The organism is Leifsonia sp. NCR5 (assembly GCF_002105485.1).
Classification (GTDB): Bacteria; Actinomycetota; Actinomycetes; order Actinomycetales; family Microbacteriaceae; genus Leifsonia.
Map to the genome: position 1 here is coordinate 76226 of NZ_NCSR01000008.1, position 21022 is coordinate 97247.

At 67.5% G+C, this 21022-nt stretch carries 19 protein-coding genes; 11 read left to right on the forward strand and 8 right to left on the reverse strand.

Annotation, left to right across the window (positions count from 1 at the left end):
- Positions 1 to 31 precede the first annotated feature (31 nt).
- The 8 genes from B7438_RS08770 to B7438_RS08805 all read right to left on the reverse strand — a co-directional run bounded on the left by B7438_RS08770 (position 32) and on the right by B7438_RS08805 (position 10263).
- A complete protein-coding gene (locus tag B7438_RS08770; RefSeq protein WP_085369171.1) occupies positions 32 to 1342 on the reverse strand; it encodes a thymidine phosphorylase in 1311 nt (436 codons plus the stop codon).
- 10 nt (positions 1343 to 1352) lie between these two features.
- The gene (locus B7438_RS08775; RefSeq protein WP_085369172.1) at positions 1353 to 1775 is read right to left on the reverse strand and encodes a cytidine deaminase; all 423 of its coding nucleotides are present in this window, start codon (positions 1773 to 1775) and stop codon (positions 1353 to 1355) included.
- Entirely contained in the window at positions 1772 to 3094 is a 1323-nt protein-coding gene (locus B7438_RS08780; protein ID WP_085369173.1) for an ABC transporter permease, read from the reverse strand. Before B7438_RS08780 ends, B7438_RS08775 begins: the two co-directional genes overlap by 4 nt.
- A complete protein-coding gene (locus tag B7438_RS08785; RefSeq protein ID WP_085369174.1) occupies positions 3091 to 4374 on the reverse strand; it encodes an ABC transporter permease in 1284 nt (427 codons plus the stop codon). Before B7438_RS08785 ends, B7438_RS08780 begins: the two co-directional genes overlap by 4 nt.
- Positions 4371 to 5891 carry an ABC transporter ATP-binding protein gene (locus tag B7438_RS08790; RefSeq protein WP_085369175.1) on the reverse strand — a complete coding sequence of 507 codons (1521 nt, stop codon included), beginning with the start codon at positions 5889 to 5891 and terminating at the stop codon, positions 4371 to 4373. Before B7438_RS08790 ends, B7438_RS08785 begins: the two co-directional genes overlap by 4 nt.
- Before the next feature lie 190 nt (positions 5892 to 6081).
- Positions 6082 to 7164, reverse strand: a complete 1083-nt coding sequence (locus B7438_RS08795; RefSeq protein ID WP_085369252.1) for a BMP family protein — start codon at positions 7162 to 7164, stop codon at positions 6082 to 6084.
- A gap of 756 nt (positions 7165 to 7920) precedes the next feature.
- Positions 7921 to 9054, reverse strand: coding sequence for a magnesium and cobalt transport protein CorA (locus B7438_RS08800; RefSeq protein ID WP_085369176.1), 1134 nt, complete (start codon positions 9052 to 9054; stop codon positions 7921 to 7923).
- A 54-nt stretch (positions 9055 to 9108) separates the two neighbouring features.
- Positions 9109 to 10263, reverse strand: a complete 1155-nt coding sequence (locus B7438_RS08805; RefSeq protein WP_085369177.1) for a glycosyltransferase family 1 protein — start codon at positions 10261 to 10263, stop codon at positions 9109 to 9111.
- Positions 10264 to 10337: 74 nt separating this feature from the next.
- Between B7438_RS08805 and B7438_RS08810 the strand changes: the two genes are divergently transcribed.
- The 11 genes from B7438_RS08810 to B7438_RS08860 all read left to right on the forward strand — a co-directional run bounded on the left by B7438_RS08810 (position 10338) and on the right by B7438_RS08860 (position 21015).
- Positions 10338 to 11462, forward strand: a complete 1125-nt coding sequence (locus tag B7438_RS08810) for a mannose-1-phosphate guanylyltransferase (protein WP_085369178.1) — start codon at positions 10338 to 10340, stop codon at positions 11460 to 11462.
- 86 nt (positions 11463 to 11548) lie between these two features.
- Complete coding sequence (locus B7438_RS08815; protein ID WP_085369179.1) at positions 11549 to 12841, forward strand: esterase family protein; 1293 nt, start codon at positions 11549 to 11551, stop codon at positions 12839 to 12841.
- Positions 12842 to 13051: 210 nt separating this feature from the next.
- The gene (sdhC, locus tag B7438_RS08820) at positions 13052 to 13390 is read left to right on the forward strand and encodes a succinate dehydrogenase, cytochrome b556 subunit (RefSeq protein WP_247597408.1); all 339 of its coding nucleotides are present in this window, start codon (positions 13052 to 13054) and stop codon (positions 13388 to 13390) included.
- A gap of 2 nt (positions 13391 to 13392) precedes the next feature.
- The gene (locus B7438_RS08825; RefSeq protein WP_085369180.1) at positions 13393 to 13839 is read left to right on the forward strand and encodes a succinate dehydrogenase hydrophobic membrane anchor subunit; all 447 of its coding nucleotides are present in this window, start codon (positions 13393 to 13395) and stop codon (positions 13837 to 13839) included.
- Positions 13840 to 13871: 32 nt separating this feature from the next.
- Positions 13872 to 15674, forward strand: coding sequence for a succinate dehydrogenase flavoprotein subunit (sdhA, locus tag B7438_RS08830; protein ID WP_085369181.1), 1803 nt, complete (start codon positions 13872 to 13874; stop codon positions 15672 to 15674).
- Entirely contained in the window at positions 15674 to 16435 is a 762-nt protein-coding gene (locus B7438_RS08835) for a succinate dehydrogenase iron-sulfur subunit (protein ID WP_085369182.1), read from the forward strand. Before sdhA ends, B7438_RS08835 begins: the two co-directional genes overlap by 1 nt.
- Positions 16436 to 16521: 86 nt before the next feature.
- On the forward strand, positions 16522 to 17760 hold the full coding sequence (locus B7438_RS08840) for a YihY/virulence factor BrkB family protein (RefSeq protein ID WP_085369183.1): 1239 nt from the start codon (positions 16522 to 16524) through the stop codon (positions 17758 to 17760).
- A 9-nt stretch (positions 17761 to 17769) separates the two neighbouring features.
- Positions 17770 to 18606 carry an exodeoxyribonuclease III gene (locus tag B7438_RS08845; RefSeq protein WP_085369184.1) on the forward strand — a complete coding sequence of 279 codons (837 nt, stop codon included), beginning with the start codon at positions 17770 to 17772 and terminating at the stop codon, positions 18604 to 18606.
- Between the two features lie 34 nt (positions 18607 to 18640).
- The gene (gene trpS, locus B7438_RS08850) at positions 18641 to 19651 is read left to right on the forward strand and encodes a tryptophan--tRNA ligase (protein ID WP_085369185.1); all 1011 of its coding nucleotides are present in this window, start codon (positions 18641 to 18643) and stop codon (positions 19649 to 19651) included.
- Between the two features lie 9 nt (positions 19652 to 19660).
- Positions 19661 to 20284 (forward strand): GNAT family N-acetyltransferase, encoded by a 624-nt coding sequence (locus B7438_RS08855; RefSeq protein WP_085369186.1) that lies wholly within the window; start codon positions 19661 to 19663, stop codon positions 20282 to 20284.
- A complete protein-coding gene (locus B7438_RS08860) occupies positions 20281 to 21015 on the forward strand; it encodes an HAD family hydrolase (RefSeq protein ID WP_085369187.1) in 735 nt (244 codons plus the stop codon). The genes B7438_RS08855 and B7438_RS08860 overlap by 4 nt, the downstream gene beginning before the upstream one ends.
- Positions 21016 to 21022 lie beyond the last annotated feature (7 nt).

A 21022-nucleotide genomic window follows, 5' to 3' on the forward strand; every position in this document is an offset into this window, starting at 1 on the left:
CCTTCAATCTATCTCAGCGATGGTGGCCGGTTCAGGAGATGCGGTCCGCGATGAGCGGGCCGCCGGTGAGCACGGGCTCGCCCGCGTCGCCGATGCGGTACGCACCGTCGAGGGCTTCGAGCGCGCGCTCGAAGCGGGCCGGCTCGTCGGCGGAGAGCGTGAACAGCGGGTCGCCGGCGCGGACGGTGTCCCCCGGCTTCGCGTGCAGGTCGACGCCCGCAGCGTGCTGCACGGGGTCCTGCTTGCGGGCGCGTCCTGCGCCGAGGCGCCAGGCCGCGATGCCGAACGGCAGCGCCTGCTGTTCGACCAGCACACCGTCGCGGTCGGCGACGACCGTGTGCGTCTCCTTGGCGACCGGAAGAGGAGCGTCCGGGTCTCCACCCTGCGCACGGATGGTCTCGCGCCACTTGTCCATCGCGCGGCCGTCCTTCAGGGCCGCCTCGACATCCACGTCGGTCTTGCCTGCGAGAGCGAGCATCTCGCGCGCCAGCTCGATGGTCAGCTCGACGACGTCCGCCGGTCCTCCGCCCGCCAGGACCTCGACGGATTCGCGCACCTCGTTGGCGTTGCCGATGGCGAAGCCGAGGGGCACGTTCATGTTGGTGAGCAGCGCAGAGGTCGCGACGCCGGCGTCCCGCCCGAGGTCGACCATCGTGCGCGCCAGCTCGCGCGACTTCTCGATGTCCTTGAGGAACGCACCGGAGCCGAACTTCACGTCCAGCACGAGCGCGCCGGTGCCCTCTGCGATCTTCTTGCTCATGATCGACGACGCGATCAGCGGGATGGCCTCGACCGTGCCGGTGATGTCGCGCAGCGCGTACAGCTTGCCGTCAGCGGGCGCCAGGCCGGAGCCTGCTGCGCAGATCACGCCGCCCACATCCCGCAGCTGGTCGAACATCTCCTGATTGGTCAGGTTGGCCCGCCAGCCCGGGATGCTCTCCAGCTTGTCGAGCGTGCCTCCCGTGTGCCCGAGCCCGCGCCCGGACAGCTGCGGCACCGCTGCGCCGAACGTCGCGACGAGCGGCATCAGCGGCAGGGTGATCTTGTCCCCGACGCCGCCGGTGGAGTGCTTGTCCGTGGTCGGCTTGCCGAGGCCGTCGAAGCTCATCCGCTCGCCGGAGGCGATCATGGCCATGGTGAGGTCTTTGATCTCGCGGCGGGTCATCCCGTTCAGGAAGATCGCCATCGTCATGGCCGCCATCTGCTCGTCGCCGACGTAGCCGCGGGTGTACGCGTCGATCAGCCAGTCGATCTGCGGCGTCGACAGCTCACCACTGTCGCGCTTGGTGTGGATGAGGTCGACGGCGTCGAACGCCTCGACCGTGCCTGCGGTCTCGCTCATGTGTGCTCTCTCAGTGGTTGTGCGCTGCGGCGTACTCGGTCAGCTGGCGGGGGCCGAACGCATCCGGCAGCACCTCGTCGATGGTGCGGAAACCGGAGACGGTCTCGAGCACCATGCCCTCCGCCGAGTGCTCGTAGAGCAGCTGGCGGCAGCGCCCGCACGGCATCAGCACGTTCCCGTCGCCGTCCACGCAGGTGAACGCCACCAGGTGGCCTCCGCCGGACATGTGCAGCGCGGAGACGAGTCCGCACTCTGCGCACAGGGTCACGCCGTAGCTGGCGTTCTCGACGTTGCAGCCCGACACGATCCGGCCGTCGTCGACCAGTGCAGCGGCGCCGACCGCGAACTTCGAGTACGGGATGTACGCGTGCGTCATCGCCTCTCTGGCCGCGGCACGGAGCGCATACCAGTCGACGGCGTCTTCCGCACTCATGATTTGATGTACGGCTTGCCGTCGGCCGCTGGGGCGCGGGAGATGCCGACGAGGCCGGCGACCGCGAAGATCGTCACCACGTACGGCAGCATCAGCATGAACTCGCTGGGCACCGGCGCTCCGATGATCCCGAGCGTGGTCTGCAGGTACGACGCGAAGCCGAACAGCAGGGCGGCCAGGGTGGCCCGGATGGGGTCCCAGCGCCCGAAGATGACGGCCGCCAGGGCGATGAAGCCCGCGCCGTTCGTCATCTCCTTGCCGAACGCGCCGACGGACGCGAGCGTGAAGTACGCCCCGCCGAGGCCGGCCACGGCTCCGGCGAGCGACACGTTCCAGAACCGGGTGCCGTTGACGTTGATGCCGACGGTGTCCGCCGCTTTCGGGTGCTCGCCGACGGCGCGGACGCGCAGACCCCAGCGGGTCTTGAACAGCCCGAACCAGACCAGGAACACCGCGATGTACATCAGGTAGACGATGATCGTCTGCTTGAACAGCACGGGACCGATCACCGGGATCTCGCTGAGCAGCGGGATCGGAAGGCGCTCGAACCGCGGAGGGTTGTTCAGCACGGGGATGTCGTTGGACAGCACGGTGGAGAAGAGGAAGCTCGTGAGTCCGGTGACGAGCACGTTCAGCACGACACCCACGATCACCTGCTCCACCAGGTACTTGATCGCGAAGGCCGCGAGCACGAACGACACCAGCACACCGGCGAGCATCGCCGACAGCATCCCGATGATGAGGGCTGCGACAACCGGCAGGTGCCAGACGTGCTGCGCGACGGAGGCGATGAACGCGGAGACGAACGCCCCGGCGAGCAGCTGGCCCTCGATCGCCACGTTCACGACACCGGCACGCTCGGAGATGACGCCGCCCAGGGCGCCGAACACCAGAGGGACGGAGAGGCTCACGCTGCCGAGCAGCAGGCCGGTGAACGGCACGGTGTGGCCGGCGGCGGCCCAGGTGAGGAACCCGAACATGAACACCAGCGCGAACACGATGGCGTACCAGATCGGCACCTTGCGGCCGGAGGCGATGTAGAAGTACGCGCCGACGGCCAGGATCGCGCACAGGATGGCGCAGACGATGCTCGTCGCCTGCGTCGGCACGGTCAGCAGCGGGATGGCGAAGAAGTCGCCAGGGTCGGCGAACCGGAAGCTGCTCTCCCCCTGCCTGGGCAGGAACACGAAGAGCACGATGGCGAGCAGGGCGAAGACGCCCAGCGCGATCGGCGCCTTCCAGCTCTTGATCTGGGTGCGCTCGAGGACGATCTGGTCACTCGACGGGATGCCTGGCTGGGTCTCGGTGACGGTGCTCACTTCGCTGCCACCTCCTTGCTGACGACGGGAAGGGGGGACTTCTTGGACGCGACGCCCGGGGTGGGCAGGCGGAAGATCGCCCGCACGAGCGGCGGGGCCGCGATGAACAGCACGATGAGCGACTGCACGACGAGCACGATGTCGATCGGGATGTCGTTGGCCGCCTGCATCGCGAAGCTTCCCGCCTTCAGAGCGCCGAACAGCAGTCCCGCGATGAACGTGCCCCACGGCCGGGAGCGGCCGAGCAGCGCGACGGTGATCGCGTCGAAGCCGATGCCGGCATCCAGGTCGGAGGTGATGCCCTGCGGGAAGGTGCCGAGCGCCTGGTTCACACCGGCGAAGCCGACGAGGCCACCTGCGATCAGCATGGCGACGAAGTAGACGTTCTTGACGTCGATGCCGGCGACGCGGGCGGCGTTCGGGTTCTCACCGACCGCCTTGAACCGGAAGCCCATCGCCGAACGGTTGAGCAGCCACCACACGAAGACGGTCAGCGCGATGACGATGACGAAAGCCCAGGTGAGGTTGTACTGGTTGCCGAACAGCGGGGGCAGGATGGCGTTCGGCTTCACCGGAGGCGACTTCGGGTTGCTCGATCCGGCCATCTGGAAGAGGCCGGGTGTGCGGAGGAAGTACGCCAGCAGGTAGAAGGCGATGTAGTTGAGCATGATCGTGACGATCACCTCGTGCGCACCGGTCCGCGCCTTGAGCAGACCGGCGATGCCGCCCCAGATCGCTCCACCGGCGATACCGGCTGCGATGGCCAGCACCAGGTGCAGCACGGGAGGGAGGTTGAACGACCAGCCGACCCAGCCTGCTGCGCCCGCGGCGATCAGCATCTGGCCGCGGCCACCGATGTTGAACATGCCAACGCGGAAGGCGAGGGCGACACCGAGGCCACCGGCGATCAGCGGCGTGGCGAAGGTGAGCGTCTCGGTCAGGGGCCGGATGCCCGCCGCGAACGACGGACGGCGGAAGTTGTAGATCGAGCCCTGGAACAGGGAGACGTAGGCGCTCGACACCGAGTGCCAGATGGCCCCGAAGGTGTCGCCCGGGCGGGCGAAGAAGTAGCCGGACGCCTTCTGCACGTTCGGGTCGGTGACCGCGATCAGGATGGCGCCGATCACCAGGGCGATGACGACGGCGAGGATCGAGATGACCACGCTTCCACCCGCGATGTCGCGCAGAGCGACCTGCCAGCGGGACGGCGGCTCGACGGCCGGGGCCTTCGTCGGCTCCGGACCCTTGGTGGGTTCGGGGGCCTGGGCGGTCTGGCTCATGCTGCGAGCTCCACATCCGCCGGCAGCTCGCCGGCCATCATGAGGCCGAGCACGGCACGCGAGGTGTTGCCCGGCACGATTCCTACGATTCCCCCGCGGTACATCACGGCGATCCGGTCGGCGAGGGCCGCGACCTCGTCGAGCTCGGTCGAGACGACGATGACGGGGATGCCGGCATCCCGTGTCGCGACGATGCGCTTGTGCACGAACTCGATGGATCCGACGTCCAGGCCGCGCGTCGGCTGAGCGGCGACGAACAGGCTGAGGTCGCGGCTCAGCTCGCGGGCGAGGACGACCTTCTGCGCGTTGCCGCCGGAGAGCTTGCCAACCTTGGTGTCGACGCCCTGAGCGCGCACGTCGAACTCCTTGATCTTGTCCTCGGCGAACTCGGTGCGGTAGCCGAGCTGCAGGTTGCCTCCCTTGACGAACGGCTCGCCGTTCGAGCGGTCGAGCATCAGGTTCTCCGCGATGGTGAACTCGCCGACCAGGCCGTCCTCGTTGCGGTCCTCCGGAACGAAGCCGACACCGGCGTCGAGCACCCGGCGGACGCTGTGGCCCTGGATGTGCTTGCCGTCCAGCTCGATCGTGCCCTCGACGCGCGGCTGCAGGCCGAGGATCGCCTCGGTGAGCTCGGTCTGGCCGTTGCCCTGCACTCCGGCGATGGCGAGGATCTCGCCCGCCTTGACGTCGAAGCTGACGTTGTTCACGACGAGCTGCCCGATCGGGTCGATCACCGACAGGTCGCGGACGATGAGGGCGGGAGCGCCGGGCGTCGCCGGCTCCTTGTGGACGGTCAGCTCGACGGCGCGGCCGACCATCATCGACGCCATCTCGGTGTTCGTGGCGGTCGGCTCGGTCTCGCCGACGACCTTGCCGAGGCGGATGACCGTGATCCGGTCCGCGACCTCGCGCACCTCGCGCAGCTTGTGGGTGATGAAGACGATGGCCGTTCCCTGCTCCTTGAGCTGGCGCATGATCGCCATCAGCTCGTCGGTCTCCTGCGGGGTGAGCACGGCGGTCGGCTCGTCGAACACGAGCACCTTCGCGTTCTGGGACAGCGCCTTGATGATCTCGACGCGCTGCTGGACGCCGACGGGCAGGTCCTCGATCAGTGCATCCGGGTCGACGTCGAAGCCGAAGCGGTCCGAGATCTCGCGCACCCGCTTGCGGGCGGCGTTGAGGTCGAGGCGCCCGGCGAACCCGGTCTCCTCGTGGCCGAGCATGACGTTCTCGGCGACCGTGAACACGGGGATCAGCATGAAGTGCTGGTGCACCATGCCGATGCCGGCCTTCATCGCGTCGCCCGGTCCGGCGAAGTGCTGGACGACGTCGTCCAGCAGGATCTCGCCTTCGTCGGCCTGGTAGAGGCCGTACAGGACGTTCATCAGGGTGGACTTGCCTGCGCCGTTCTCGCCGAGCAGACAGTGGATCTCGCCTGGTTCGACCGTGAGGTCGATGTGGTCGTTGGCGACCAGGGCACCGAACCGTTTGGTGATGCCGCGAAGTTCGAGCTTCATTCGGGTGGGGTTCCTTCTCTACTCGCCCGGGTGGAGCGATGACGCGCGAAACGGCGGATGGGCCTCGTTGCGCGTCTTCACCCTACCTTTTGCACATATGTCAGTGTGTGCTCAGTTGAGCAGCAGTGACAAGGGCCAAAAGACGGGGAGGCCAGCGCGAGCTGACCTCCCCGATAGTGCGATGTCGCTGTTACGCCTTGGGCGACGACGGCGACTCGACCGTGATCGAGCCGTCGATGATGCCGGCCTTGATCTTGTCCAGCTCGCCCTGCAGGCCCTTGTCCACCTTGGACTCGAAGTTGTGGAAGGGGGCCAGGCCGACGCCGTCGTTCTTCAGCGTTCCGACGTACGGCGTGTTGGTGAAGTTTCCCTTCGCCGCGTCCTTGACGACAGACGCGGTCGCGGTGTCGAGGCCCTTCATCACCGAGGTGAGCAGGATGTCCTTGACCGACGGGTCCGAGATGAAGACGTCGGTGTCGACGCCGACCATCGCGATGTCCTTGCCGGAGTCCTTGATCGCCTGCGCTGCCGACTGGTAGATCGGACCGCCGACGGGCATGATCACGTCAGCACCCTGGTCGATGATGCCCTGAGCCGTGGTCTTGGCAACATCGTTAGCGTCGAACCCGCCCGTGAAGGCGCCATTCTGTGACTTGACATCCCAGCCGACGACCTTGACGTCCTTGCCCTTCTGCTCGTTGTAGTAAGCGACGCCGTCCGCGAAGCCGTCCATGAAGATCGTGACCGTCGGGAACTGCATGCCGCCGAAGGTGCCTACGATGCCGGACTTCGAGAAGCTAGCCGCTGCGTAGCCCCCCAGGAAGGCTGCCTGAGCAGTGTCGAAGATGATCGGGCGAACGTTCTTCGCCGTAATCTCGTTGTCGTCGACGGTGGCGAAGTTGATGTCAGGGTTGGCCTTCGCGGCCTTCTCCGTGGCGTCCTTCAGGTTGAACCCGACCGAGATGATCAGGTTGCAGTTCTGATCGACCATGTTCTGGATGTTGGGGCCGTAGTCGTTCGCGTTCTTCGACTCGGCCTTCTTGTACTTGATGTCGAGGCTCTTCGTCGCGGTGACCATGCCATTGAAGCTGGTCTCGTTGAACGACTTGTCGTCGAAACCGCCGGCGTCGGAGACCATGCAGGGCAGGAAGTCGCTCTTCGCTGCTCCGGTGGTCGAGGTGTCCGACGGGGCAGCCGAACACGCGGCCAGCATCGACATGACGCCGACCGCTACCAGGCCGAGCACTCCGGCCTTACGGGCTGTGATTGTCAAGGTGGTGTCCTCCAAGATGCAGGCCTCCGCGGGTGAAAGGAGGCCGTTTGCTGTTCACGTTACCGAATGTGACGAACCGCTCCGTTCGAATATCCGGCTTCTTCATGCAAGCGTTACAAACGCACGCCTGTTTGGCACCTGCTCATTTGAGCGCTGCACAGTGGCGACCCACGCCATCCCAATCCGTAAAGGCCTCCACGCGAAAGGCCGCAACCCTCACAGGTTACGGCCTTCGCGTCAGCGATTGATTGCAGCGGAACTCTAGCCGCCGCTAACAACGACCCCCGTCCAGGTGACTTTTTCGTTCGCCTTACATGAGGCCGTCGACAAGCCTCCTGGAGCCCGATTTGCACCGTATGTCATGTAGTAGTTCGTGCCCTGCGTCAAGCTCGACCACCGACACTGAACCGAAACCTGAAACAGGTACGACGACCCATTCTTCGCGCAGGTGGCCGAGCCCGTAAGCCCCGATACCGCGGTTGTACAAGACGGAAAGTTGCCGGCGGACGCGGGCGCGGCAAAGAGGACCGCGCCCATGAGCGCAGCCGCTACGACACCAACTGTGCGCGAAATGATTCTCTTCATTATGGAAATACTCCAAACGATGTCAGGTGCCAGGAAATACCTGACGCGATCGCCCTCCATTGACCAAGGACGCTAGACACAATTTAGGAACAAGCACCGATATTTACAATGTTTGTAATTGGATTGCTCTCCAATTCGATCACTCGAGGTTCCGCTCACCGTGTCCCCCGTTTACAGCCACCCGCGCTTCTTGAACACGAAGTAGAGGAGTCCGCTCAGCCCGAGCATGGCCAGGATCGCCAGCGGGTAGCCGAACGTCCAGTCGAGTTCGGGCATATGCGTGAAGTTCATCCCGTACACGCCGGCGACCAGCGACGGCGCGAAGAGGATCGCCGCCCAGGACGAGATGCGCTTGACCTCCTCACCCTGCCGGTGCGTGGAGTGCGCGAGTCTCGTCATTTCCTCGTTCTGCCGTTCGGAGACGAGGGTCGAGTTCACGGTGAGGATGTCGCGCAGCAGTTGCCGGAAGCCGTCGACCCGCTCGTTGACCACCGTGAGGTGGTCTGCAACGTCGCGCAGCCCGCGCTGCAGCTCCTGGGTGACGCCGTACTTCGACGACCCGTGCTCCAGCGCATCCATCACCGCCGTCAGTGGATGCGTGGCCCTCTGGAAGTCGATGACCTCGCGCGACAGCTCGTAGATGCGCCGGGACACCAGTGCGTCCCGCCCGAACACCTGCGTCTCGATCTCGTCGATGTCGTTGGCGAGGCCGGCGACGACCGGGCTGTACGCATCCACCACCGCGTCGATGATCGCGTAGAGGATGGCCTGCGTGCCGAGGGCGAGCAGTTCCGGCTCCCTCTCCATGCGCTGGCGCACGTGCGAGAGGTCGGGCGACTCGCTGTGGCGCACCGTGATGACGAAGTTCGGGCCGACGAAGAGGTGCAGCTCGCCGAAGTCGACCTCCTCCGGCACGTCCAGGTAGTTGGCCGCCTTGAGCACGACGAACAGCACGGTGTCGTAGCGCTCCAGCTTGGGACGCTGGTGGGCGACGATCGCGTCCTCGATGGCCAGCTGGTGCAGGCCGAACTCGTCGGCGAGCGACATCAGCTCCTCGGCGGTCGGCCGGTAGAGACCGATCCAGGCCACGCCGTCCTCCGTCGCGTCGAGCGCGCGGTACGTCTCGGCCAGGCTCTGCGGAGAGGCCACCCGGTGGCCGTTCGAGTAGATCGCGCTGTCGACCATGCTCGGGCGCGGCTGCCGGGGCGGATTCTGCTCCACCGACTCGTCGGAGGGAGGGTCGACCCGGCGGGAGCGAGAGACGAAGGGCATCGGGATGCCGCGTCGATTGGTGTTCGAGGCCATGAGTCACCTCCGGAGTGGAGCGTACGGGTGAACCGGTCCTGCTCGCAGGGCCACCTAACTGTACGCGCGCTGTCTGCCGCCACGCTGGACGCGCGTGCGCGCCCCTGAGATGACGCTTCCGTAGTGCGCGACGAGCTCGCTGCAGACGGCGTCCCAGCTCCGTCCGAGCACGGCCCGCCTGCCTGCCTCGCCCATCCGGAACCGCAACGGTGCGTCGGCGGCGAGCATGCCGACCGCCGCGCGCAGCGCCCTGTCGTCCGATGGCTGCACGAGCAGGCCGTCGACGCCGTGCTCGACCAGATCGATCGGCCCTCCCGCCCGCGGCGCCACCACCGGGACGCCGGAGGCGTGCGCCTCCTGGATCGTCTGCCCGAACGTCTCCTCCGTCCCGGTGTGCGCGAAGATGTCGAAACTCGCATACGCCGCGGAGAGGTCGGCGCCGCCGAGCCTGCCCAGCCAGGTCACGGGCATCCCGCGCAGTTCGCGGGACACCGCCGCTCGGGCGGGGCCGTCGCCGACGATCGCGAGGTGCAGGCCCGGGATGCCGCGAAGCGCCCTCAGCCGCTCCACCTGCTTCTCCGGTGCGATGCGGCCGACGTAGCCGACGACGAGCTCGCCGTCCGGGGACAGCTGGTCGCGCAGTGCGATGGCGGCCGGCGTCCTCCTGTTGTTGGGGTGGTATCGCTCCAGGTCGACGCCGCGCCCCCAGCGTGCGAGCGTCCGCACGCCCGCGGTGCGCAGGTCGTACTCGGACGCCGCGGACGGCACGAGGGTGAGGTCCGCCCCGTCGTGCACCCAGCGCACGTACTTCCAGGCGATGGCCGAGGTCATCCCGAGCCCGTTGCGGCGGGCGAACCCGGCGACGTCGGTCTGGTAGACGGCGACGGACGGCACGGCCAGCCTGTTCGCCGCCGCGATGGCCTGCGCGCCGAGCAGGAACGGGGATGCCGCGTGCAGCACATCCGGCTCGAACCTGGCCAGGATGCGTTGCACCTGCGGGCTCGGCAGCCCGACGGGGAACTGGCGGTACGCCACGGACGGCACCTGGTGGATGCGGAACCCGGCGTACTCGGCCGGCGCTCCCGCATCCGGGCACACCACGATCGCCTCGTGCCCGGCGGCCGCCAGATGGTCGAGCACCCGGAGGACGCTCGTGGTCACCCCGTTCACTGTGGGGAGGAAGCTCTCGCTGACCACCGCTACGCGCATGCCGCCAGGCTAGGCAGGGCGGGTGACCCCGGCGTGAACGGCTCGTGTCCGGGAGGGCTCGGTATCCTTTCGATATGGCACATACCTCCAGCGCGCTCGATCGCTTCTACGCAGTGATCCCGGCGGGCGGCATCGGCTCCAGGCTCTGGCCGCTCTCCCGAGCCGACGCGCCGAAGTTCCTGCACGACCTCACAGGCTCGGGACAGACCCTGTTGCGCGACACCTGGGACCGGCTCTCCCCCCTCTCCGGCGAGCAGCGGATCATGGTGGTCACCGGGCGCGCGCACCGCGCGGCCGTCGAGGCGCAGCTGCCCACCCTGGCCGACCACAACGTGGTGCTCGAGTCCGAGCCGCGCGACTCCACCGCGGCCATCGGCCTCGCCGCCGCCATCCTGGAGCGGCGGGAGCCCGGCGTGATCATCGGCTCATTCGCGGCCGACCACGTCATCAAGAACCAGCCCCTGTTCGGCGCCGCCGTCCGCGAGGCCATCGCCTCCGCGGACGCCGGGTACATCACCACCATCGGCATCCGGCCCACGGAGCCTGCCGTCGGCTTCGGGTACATCCGCACCGGGGACGGGCTCGCCATCGACGGGGCGCCGAGCGCCATCTCGGTGACCGAGTTCGTCGAAAAGCCCGACCTGGAGACGGCGGAGGGCTACCTCGCGAGCGGCGCGTACCTCTGGAACGCCAGCATGTTCATCTCCCGCGCCGACCGTCTGCTCGACGAGATCGGCCGCTCCAAGCCCGAACTGCTCGCCGGGCTGCTCGAGCTCGCAGAGGCCTGGGACGACCCTGCCACCCGCGGGCCGGCCGTCGACCGCATCTGGCCCGGCCTCGAGAAGATCGCCATCGACTACGCGGTGGCGGAGCCTGCGGCCAGCCGCGGCGTGCTCTCGGTGATCCCCGGCTACTTCGACTGGGACGACGTCGGAGACTTCGCGTCTCTCGCCAAGCTCAACTCGGGCGGCCGCAAGTCCGACCTCGCGATCCTCGGAGAGAACGCCCGCGTGCTCTCCGACGCGTCGAGCGGCATCGTGGTCAGCCAGTCCGGCCGGGTGATCAGCCTCATCGGCGTGAAGGACATCGTGGTCGTCGACACCCCGGACGCACTGCTCGTCACCACGAGCGAGAACGCCCAGCGGGTGAAGGCCGTGGTAGACGCGCTGAAGCTCACCGGTTCCAGCGACGTGTTGTAAGGGCGCAGCCATCCGGATGCGCTAGCGTTCCGTCCGGCACCTGTCGCGCACCCGAAGATCCCGACAGGCAGCCGGGGGTGGATTCAATGTTCGACGCGCTGCTGACGACCGATGTCGTCGATGGCCCTGTCATCGTGGCCGTGCTCGCGCTCGCGGGCGTCGCCGTCGCGTTCCTGCTCGTGCGCCGCCCGACGGCGCGCTGGCTGCTCACCGCCCTCTCCGCCGTCGCGGCCGGACTCGTGGTCTCCGTGGGCATCTGGCTGGTCGCCGTGCGCTGGCTCGACCTCTTCGGCACGTCGCTCGGCCTGGTGAACTACGCGTGGATCACCGCCACCTGCTGCGCTGTCGCGCTGGCCGTGGCGAACCTGTGGCGGTCGCCCAGGTGGCGGAAGATCGTGGCGGTGGCGTGCATCCCGGTGTTCATCGCGGCGGGGACGCTGGCGGTCAACGCGACATACGGGATCAATCGCACGCTCGGCAACCTGCTCTCCATCTCGACGGACAAGCCCATCCGGCTCACTCCTCCGACGGCGGCATCCGGATACGACACGCAGCTCTGGAAGCACTGGACGCCCCCTGCCGACCTTCCCGAGCACGGCAAGACCGGGAGCCAGGTCATCCCGAACACCGGATCGGGCTTCCCCTCCCGTCCCGCCGGCATCTACCTCCCGCCGGCGGCGCTCGTGAAGAACCCGCCTCCCCTCCCCCTCGTCGTGATGCTGATGGGCCAGCCGGGCAACCCGGACCCGTACCAGGCGGCGGCGGTGCTCGACCCGATCGCGGCGAAGCACGGCGGGCTCGCGCCCATCGTGATCGTCGCCGACCAGCTCGGCGACCCCCTCAAGGATCCGCTGTGCCTCGACACGAAGCGGTTCGGCAAGGCGCAGACCTTCCTCACCCAGGATGTCGTCGACTGGGCGCAGAAGCACCTGAACATCACCCACGACCGCCGGTTCTGGACCATCGCCGGGTATTCCAACGGCGGGCAGTGCGCGCTCTCGATCGCGGTCAAGCGACCCGACCTGTTCAGCAACCTGATCGACATCTCCGGCGAGGAGTTCCCCGGCTCCGACCACGAGGCGGCCGTACTGCACGACGTCTTCGGCGGCGACAGGGACGCGTACGAGGACCAGAAGCCGCTGCGGCTCATGCGCGGCAAGGACTTCCGGCACACCATCGCCGTGTTCACGGTCGGCTCGGACGACGCGATGTACCGGCCCGTCGCCCTCCGGGTCGCCGCAGCGGCCAGGCAGGTCGGGATGAACGTCGACTACCACGAGGTGCACAACGGCGGCCACGTGCAGAAGGCACTCACCGGAGGCCTGCAAGAGGGCTTCCGGGTGCTCTATCCGGTTCTCGGACTCGCCGCTCCCTCCTGAGCCGATCCGAGCCGATTTGTCTCGACGTCGAGACACTTAGGCACGCCTAAGCAGCGTGGAACAGCCGTGCGGCATAGACTGGTGCAGCGCTCCAGCGCGTCAGCAAGCGACCACAACCAGGGAGGGTTGTTCGTGCCAGATCAAGCGGCAGGAACCCTGCAGCCGACCAAGAACAGGCCGGGCGGGACACTGTACCGGGGCCGAGAGGGAATGTGGTCGTGGGTGCTGCACCGCATCACGGGCGTCGCCATCTTCTTCTTCCTCCTCGTGCACATCCTCGACACCTCGCTCATCCGGGTCAGCCCCGAGGCGTACAACGCGGTGATCGGGACGTACAAGAACCCCATCATGGGACTCGGTGAGATCGCGCTGGTCGCGGCCATCGTCTTCCACGCCTTCAACGGCATCCGGATCATCCTCATCGACTTCTGGAGCAAGGGCGTCAAGTACCAGAAGGTCATGTTCTGGACCGTCATCGTGCTCTGGGTAGTGCTGATGGCCGGCTTCGTCCCGGTGCAGCTCATCCACATCTTCGGAGAGGGGCACTGACCATGACGACCATCGAAGCTCCCCGCACCCCGTCCCGTCCCGCCCGCAAGAAGGGCGTCAACTGGGAGAAGTGGGGCTGGATTTACATGCGCGCGTCCGGCGTGCTGCTGATCGTCCTCATCTTCGGGCACCTGTTCGTGAACCTCGTCATGGGCGAGGGCGTCAAGCAGATCGACTTCGCCTTCATCGGCGGCAAGTACGCCACCCCGTTCTGGCAGGTCTGGGACCTGCTGATGCTCTGGCTCGCGATGATCCACGGCGGCAACGGGATGCGCACCCTGGTCAACGACTACTCGCACAACCGTGTGGTCAACCGCATCCTGAAGGGCGCCATCCTGGCGGCCGTCGTGGTGCTGGTCGTCCTCGGAACCCTCGTGATCTTCACCTTCGAACCGTGCCCTGCAGGCGCTCCGGCCGATCTTCTGCCGTCGTTCTGCCCGGTCAAGTAATCACCTAGTAGCCAACGACTACGGAAAACGCTGTGACAACTGAAACCTCTGAATCGACCGTCATCGACGGCGTCCACTATCACGAGTTCGACATCGTCATCGTCGGAGCAGGCGGGGCGGGGATGCGCGCCGCCATCGAAGCCGGACCGCACGCCAGGACCGCGGTGATCTCGAAGCTCTACCCCACCCGCTCCCACACGGGAGCCGCGCAGGGCGGCATGGCCGCTGCGCTGGCGAACGTGGAGGAGGACAGCTGGGAGTGGCACACCTTCGACACCGTCAAGGGCGGCGACTACCTCGTCGACCAGGACGCGGCGGAGATCCTCGCCAAGGAGGCCATCGACGCGGTCATCGACCTCGAGAACATGGGCCTGCCGTTCAACAGGACACCAGAGGGCAAGATCGACCAGCGCCGCTTCGGCGGTCACACCCGCGACCACGGCAAGGCCCCTGTGCGCCGCGCCTGCTACGCGGCGGACCGCACCGGCCACATGATCCTGCAGACGCTGTTCCAGAACTGCGTCAAGCTCGGCATCAACTTCTTCAACGAGTTCTACGTCCTCGACGTGATCATGAACGAGGTGGACGGGGTCGACCAGCCCGCCGGCGTCGTCGCGTACGAGCTGGCCACCGGTGAGCTGCACGTCTTCCACTCGAAGGCGATCATCTTCGCGACCGGCGGCTTCGGCAAGATCTACAAGACCACCTCCAACGCCCACACCCTCACCGGTGACGGCGTCGGCATCATCTGGCGCAAGAAGCTCCCGCTGGAAGACATGGAGTTCTTCCAGTTCCACCCGACCGGCCTCGCCGGGCTCGGCATCCTCCTCACCGAGGGTGCGCGCGGTGAGGGCGCGATCCTCCGCAACGCCAGCGGTGAGCGCTTCATGGAGCGCTACGCCCCCACCATCAAAGACCTCGCGCCGCGCGACATCGTCGCCCGCTGCATGGTCCAGGAGGTGGCGGAGGGCCGCGGTGCAGGCCCGCACAAGGACTACGTGCTCCTCGACTGCACCCACCTGGGCGCAGAGGTCCTGGAGACCAAGCTCCCGGACATCACCGAGTTCGCCCGCACATACCTGGGCGTCGACCCCGTCGTCGAGCCGGTCCCCGTGATGCCGACGGCGCACTACGCGATGGGCGGCATCCCGACCAACACGGCGGCAGAGGTCCTCCGCGACAACACCACCGTCGTCCCCGGCCTCTACGCCGCCGGTGAGTGCGCCTGCGTGTCCGTGCACGGCTCCAACCGTCTGGGCACCAACTCGCTCCTCGACATCAACGTGTTCGGCAAGCGCGCGGGCAACAACGCGGTCGAGTACGTCAAGACCGCCACCGCCGTCCCGCTCCCCGCCGACCCGGCCAAGGCCGTCCGCGACATGATCGACGGTCTCCGCAACGGGACCGGCACCGAGCGCATCGCAGCCATCCGCAAGGAGCTGCAGGACGAGATGGACAAGAACGCTCAGGTGTTCCGCACCGATGAGTCCCTCGCGAAGGTCACCCAGACCATCCACGAGCTGCGCGACCGGTACCGCAACATCGTCGTGCAGGACAAGGGCAAGCGGTTCAACACCGACCTGCTCGAGGCCGTCGAGCTGGGCTTCCTGCTCGACCTCGCCGAGGTCGTCGTCTTCTCAGCCCGCAACCGCCAGGAGAGCCGCGGCGGCCACATGCGCGACGACTACCCGAAGCGCGACGACGAGAACTACATGAAGCACACCATGGCCTACCTGTCGGGCGACCCCCACTCGTCCGACGCCGCCGACCACATTCGTCTCGACTGGAAGCCGGTCGTCGTGACCAACTACCAGCCGATGGAGAGGAAGTACTGATGTCGAACGCCGTGCTCGAGACTCCGCCCGCACCTGAGGCGCCGATCCAGTCGTTCACCGTGACCCTGATCATCCGGCGTTTCGACCCGGATGTGGACACGGAGCCGCGCTGGCAGGACTTCGACGTCGAGATGTTCCCGACCGACCGCATCCTGGACGCGCTGCACAAGATCAAGTGGGAGCAGGACGGGTCGCTGACCTTCCGCCGCTCCTGCGCGCACGGCATCTGCGGGTCGGACGCCATGCGCATCAACGGCCGCAACCGCCTCGCCTGCAAGACGCTGATCAAAGACCTCGACATCTCGAAGCCGATCTACGTCGAGGCGATCAAGGGCCTGCCGCTCGAGAAGGACCTCATCGTCGACATGGAGCCGTTCTTCGCCTCCTACCGCGAGGTGCAGCCCTTCCTCGTCGCGAACAGCACTCCCCCGAAGGACAAGGAGCGCATCCAGTCCGTCGCGGACCGCGCGCGCTTCGACGACACGACCAAGTGCATCCTGTGCGCGGCGTGCACCTCGTCCTGCCCGGTGTTCTGGACCGACGGCCAGTACTTCGGCCCCGCCGCGATCGTCAACGCGCACCGCTTCATCTTCGACTCCCGCGACGACAACGCGCAGGTGCGTCTCGACATCCTCAACGACAAGGAAGGCGTGTGGCGCTGCCGCACCACCTTCAACTGCACCGACGCCTGCCCGCGTGGCATCCAGGTGACCCAGGCCATCGCCGAGGTCAAGCAGGCCATCATGCGAGGCAAGCCCTAAGCACCAGCACGAAACACCACGAACTGCGCGATTTCCACCCGGAGATCGCGCAGTTCTTGGTATCTGGCGGTCGATAAGCTGACACCGTGGCCAAGAAGTCGAAGCGGGACGTCGCGCCTGTGCGTCCCGACCGGGCACTGCAGCGCGCGGAGGGCACGATCGAGCCGGAGTCCGAGTCGCTGAAGGACCGGATCACCGAGGCGACCGAACCGCTCCGCGAGCGGCTCGAACGGCCGGTCGCGCGGGTCACCATCTGGGCCAAGTGGGTGAAGGCGCTGCGGCCGTACCGGGTCTACATGAACTTCTCGTACAGCGATGGCAACCTGCGCGCCGCCGGGATGGGCTACCAGTCCCTGTTCGCAGTGTTCGCCGCGATCTGGGTGGCGTTCTCGGTGGCAGGCATCTGGCTGACAAGCAACCCGGATGTTCTGAAAGCGCTGACCGACGTGATCAACCGCGCCATCCCCGGCCTCATCGCGGTGAACGGCCATCCCGGCGCCATCCAGCTGTCGCAGCTGGAGGGCGCGACCTCGTTCGGCTGGACGGGCATCATCGCCGCCATCGGCCTGATCTGGACCGCCATCGGCTGGCTGTACTACACCAGGCAGGCCGTCCGCGCGGTATTCGGTCTCTCCCGTGACACCACTAACTACGTGCTGCAGAAGATCCGCGACCTCGGCCTCGCGCTGATGTTCGGCGTCGTGCTGCTGATCTCGGCGGTGCTCACCATCGTCAGCACCGAGGCACTTACCTTCGTGCTCGACCTGGTCGGACTGAGCGACACGTTCTGGACCAACTTCGTGGCCAGGGTCTCCGGGCTGTTCGTCTCCGTGCTGCTCAACATCGTCACGCTCGGGGCGATGTTCCGGGTGCTCGCCCGGGTGGCCGTGCCGTGGCGCAACCTCTTCTTCGGCACCCTGCTCGGCAGCCTGACGCTGGCCGGCCTGAGCACCCTCGCCGGGGTGTTCTTCAACGGCGCCACAAAGAACCCGCTGCTGGCGACCTTCGCCGTGTTCATCGGTCTGCTGATCTGGTTCAACTTCGTCTCGCGGGTGATGCTGCTGTCCGCATCCTGGATCGCCGTCGGGATGTTCGACAGGGGCCTCTCCCCGCGCATGGTCACCCCCGAGCAGGCGGCGGCGGAGAAGGCGGCGGAGGAGCACAGCGCGCGCGTCGTCGTCGCCAAGGCGGAGCTGGAGCAGGCGAAGCGGGAGCTCGCCTCCGCGAAATGGCTCGGGCGGCTGCGAGCGCAGCGGGCGGTCGAACGCGCCCAGAACGAGCTCAACGACGTGCTCGACGAGGGGACCGTCGGTCGTCCCCGGTAGGCTTGATCCATGCCTTCGAAGCCCGTGCGTATCGCCACGATCAACACCAACGGCATCCGCGCCGCCTTCCGCAAGGGCATGGGAGCGTGGCTCGACACGCGCGACGTCGACATCCTCGCCATCCAGGAGGTGCGCGCCTCCACGGAAGACATCCAGGCGCTGCTCGGCGAGGAGTGGGACATCCTGCACGACCCTGCGACGGCCAAGGGCAGGGCCGGGGTCGCGATCGCGAGCAGGCACCGCGCATCCATCCACCGGGTGGAGCTCGGAGCAGAAGACTTCGACAGCGCTGGGCGCTGGCTCGAAGCGGACTACGAGGTGGGCGGCACGATCATCACGGTGGTGAGCACCTACGTCCACTCCGGTGAGGCGGACTCCCCCAAGCAGGTCGAGAAGTACAAATTCCTGGATGCGATGGAGGCCCGCCTCCCCGAGCTGCAGAAGCACAGCGAGTACGCGGTCGTGCTCGGCGACCTCAACGTCGGGCACCGCACGCTCGACATCCGCAATTGGAAGGGCAACGTCAAGCGCGCCGGCTTCCTCCCCGAGGAGCGCGCGTACTTCGACCGCTTCATCGGCGCGGAGGGCGACGACGACTACAACGCGGGCGGCGGCCTCGGCTGGGTCGACGTCGGGCGCAAGTGGGCAGGAGAGGTCGACGGACCGTACACCTGGTGGTCGTGGCGCGGGCAGGCGTTCGACAACGACACCGGCTGGCGCATCGACTACCAGCTGGCGACCCCGGCGCTGGCGGCCACGGTGAAGCACTACGCGGTCGACCGCGCAGAGGCGTACGACGAGCGATGGTCCGACCACACTCCCGTGGTCGTCGACTACGCCATCTGACCCGCCTCCCATACTGAGCTTTCAAGGACACACCATGACAACACTCCCCCGCCTCTATTCGGGCATGCAGCCGTCTGCAGACTCCCTGCAGCTCGGCAACTACATCGGCGCTCTGCTGCAGTGGAAAGAACTGCAGACCACACACGACGCCTTCTTCTCCGTCGTCGACATGCACGCCATCACGGTGTCGCAGGAGCCGGCGGAACTGCGCGAGAAGACCCGCAGGACGGCCGCGCAGTACATCGCGGCCGGCATCGACCCGTCCGCATCCACCCTGTACGTGCAGTCGCACGTCCCCGCCCACGCGGAGCTCGCCTGGGTGCTCAACACGATCACCGGCTTCGGTGAGGCGTCGCGGATGACCCAGTTCAAGGACAAGTCGGCCAAGCAGGGCGCGGAGGCCACCTCGGTCGGGCTGTTCGCCTACCCGGTGCTGATGGCCGCGGACATCCTGCTCTACGGTGCAGAGGTCGTGCCGGTCGGCGACGACCAGCGCCAGCACGTCGAGCTCACCCGCGATCTGGCCGAGCGCTTCAACAGCCGGTTCGGGGAGACATTCGTCGTGCCGCAGGCGATGATCCTCAAGGAGAGCGCTCGCATCTACGACCTGCAGAACCCGACGGCCAAGATGTCGAAGTCCGCGGAGTCGCACGCCGGGGTGGTGTGGTTGCTCGACGAGCCGAAGGTCACGCAGAAGAAGATCATGCGCGCTGTGACGGACACCGACGGCGTCGTGTCCTTCGACCGCGACGGCAAGCCGGGCATCTCCAACCTGCTGACGATCTACTCCTCGCTCTCCGGCCGCAGCATCGAGTCCATCGAGGTGGAGTACGACGGCAAGGGCTACGGGGACTTCAAGAAGGGGCTGGCCGAGGTGGTCGTCGAGACGTTCTCGCCGATCCGCGAGCGCGCCCTCGATCTGCTGGCCGACCCGGCAGAGCTCGACCGCATCCTGGCCAGGAACGCCGAGCGGGCGGAGGAGATCGCCGAGGCCACCCTCGCGACCGTGTACGACCGCGTCGGCTTCCTGCGCCGAGCACGCTGAGGGATCCCCGTGACGAGCGCAGAGACGAACTCGCGTGAGCCCGTCGTCCTGACGGGCTCACGCGTCGTGCTCTCCGTGCCCGGCGCCTCCGACATCGACCGGGTGGCCGAGCTGTGCTCCGACCCGGCGATCGCGCACTGGACGACGGTGCCCTCTCCGTACACGCGGGGCGACGCGGAGACGTTCGTGCTCGACATCGTCCCTGGGGGGTGGACAGCGGGCAGCTCGTGCACCTGGGCGATCCGCGAAACGGCGGACGGCCCACTGATGGGCATGATCGGGGTGGACGACATCCACCACGGTGAGGGCGAGATCGGCTTCTGGCTGGCGCCGGAGGCCAGGGGGCGCGGCCTCATGAGCGCCGCCGTCTCGCTCGTGGTCGATCACGCGCTCGCGGCGGCCCCCGGCGGCCTCGGCCTCGCGCGGCTGGTGTGGCGGGCGTTCGTCGGCAACGCCGCCAGCGCATCCGTCGCCCGGCGCGCCGGGTTCCGGTTCGAGGGCACTCGACGTGCGGGAGGCATCCAGCGCGGCGCCAGGCTCGACGACTGGCAGGCCGCCCTGCTGCCGGACGACCCGCGCGAGCAGGCGGGCGACTGGCCGGACGCCACCTACGTTCACGCGGACGGCTCGTGACCGCTCCGTCCGTCGTGCTGTTCGACCTGGACGACACACTGTTCGCCCACCGGGCTGCCGTCGCCCGCGGCATCCAGCGGCACGTCGCCGCGCTCGGAGAGCCGTACGGCGCCCTGGATGCGGCCACGACGGTCGCGTACTGGCACCAGCTGGAGGAGACGCACTACCACTCCTACCTCGCCGGGCAGCTCGACTTCGAGGGGCAGCGTCAGGCGCGCGCCCGCGACTTCGCCGCCCGCCACGGCGTCGCCCTCGACGACGCCGCGGCGAGCGTGTGGTTCGCGACGTACTTCGAGCACTACGTGGAGAGCTGGGCGCTGCACGACGACGCGCTCCCGTGCCTGGATGCGCTGACCGGGCGCATCCCCGGCGTGCGGTTCGGGCTCATCACCAACGGCGACCTGGCGTTCCAGACGCGCAAGGTGACGACCGTGGCCCTCGACCAGCGGGTCGAGCACGTGATCGCGTCCGGGGAACTCGGCGTCGTGAAACCGGACCCGGCCATCTTCCTGCACGCCTGCGAGGTCTTCGGTGTCGTGCCGTCCGACGCCGCGTACATCGGCGACCGCCTGCGCACCGACGCGATCGGCGCCGCCCGCGCCGGCCTCACCGGGGTCTGGCTCGACCGCACCGGCGATGCGCAGACGCTGGAGGACGCTGCGGATGCTACGGCGGCCGGTGTGCTGCGCATCCGGTCGCTCGCCGAGCTGCCGGCGCTGCTCGCCCCCTGAACTGAAC

What these genes read in the sequence shown, in the direction of transcription:
- B7438_RS08770 (WP_085369171.1), bottom strand. Translation starts at nt 1,342, where the DNA reads ATGAGCGAGACCGCAGGCACGGTCGAGGCGTTCGACGCCGTCGACCTC.
- B7438_RS08775 (WP_085369172.1), bottom strand. Translation starts at nt 1,775, where the DNA reads ATGAGTGCGGAAGACGCCGTCGACTGGTATGCGCTCCGTGCCGCGGCC.
- B7438_RS08785 (WP_085369174.1), bottom strand. Translation starts at nt 4,374, where the DNA reads ATGAGCCAGACCGCCCAGGCCCCCGAACCCACCAAGGGTCCGGAGCCG.
- B7438_RS08790 (WP_085369175.1), bottom strand. Translation starts at nt 5,891, where the DNA reads ATGAAGCTCGAACTTCGCGGCATCACCAAACGGTTCGGTGCCCTGGTC.
- B7438_RS08800 (WP_085369176.1), bottom strand. Translation starts at nt 9,054, where the DNA reads ATGGCCTCGAACACCAATCGACGCGGCATCCCGATGCCCTTCGTCTCT.
- B7438_RS08805 (WP_085369177.1), bottom strand. Translation starts at nt 10,263, where the DNA reads ATGCGCGTAGCGGTGGTCAGCGAGAGCTTCCTCCCCACAGTGAACGGG.
- B7438_RS08810 (WP_085369178.1), top strand. Translation starts at nt 10,338, where the DNA reads ATGGCACATACCTCCAGCGCGCTCGATCGCTTCTACGCAGTGATCCCG.
- B7438_RS08815 (WP_085369179.1), top strand. Translation starts at nt 11,549, where the DNA reads ATGTTCGACGCGCTGCTGACGACCGATGTCGTCGATGGCCCTGTCATC.
- sdhC (WP_247597408.1), top strand. Translation starts at nt 13,052, where the DNA reads ATGTGGTCGTGGGTGCTGCACCGCATCACGGGCGTCGCCATCTTCTTC.
- B7438_RS08825 (WP_085369180.1), top strand. Translation starts at nt 13,393, where the DNA reads ATGACGACCATCGAAGCTCCCCGCACCCCGTCCCGTCCCGCCCGCAAG.
- B7438_RS08835 (WP_085369182.1), top strand. Translation starts at nt 15,674, where the DNA reads ATGTCGAACGCCGTGCTCGAGACTCCGCCCGCACCTGAGGCGCCGATC.
- B7438_RS08845 (WP_085369184.1), top strand. Translation starts at nt 17,770, where the DNA reads ATGCCTTCGAAGCCCGTGCGTATCGCCACGATCAACACCAACGGCATC.
- trpS (WP_085369185.1), top strand. Translation starts at nt 18,641, where the DNA reads ATGACAACACTCCCCCGCCTCTATTCGGGCATGCAGCCGTCTGCAGAC.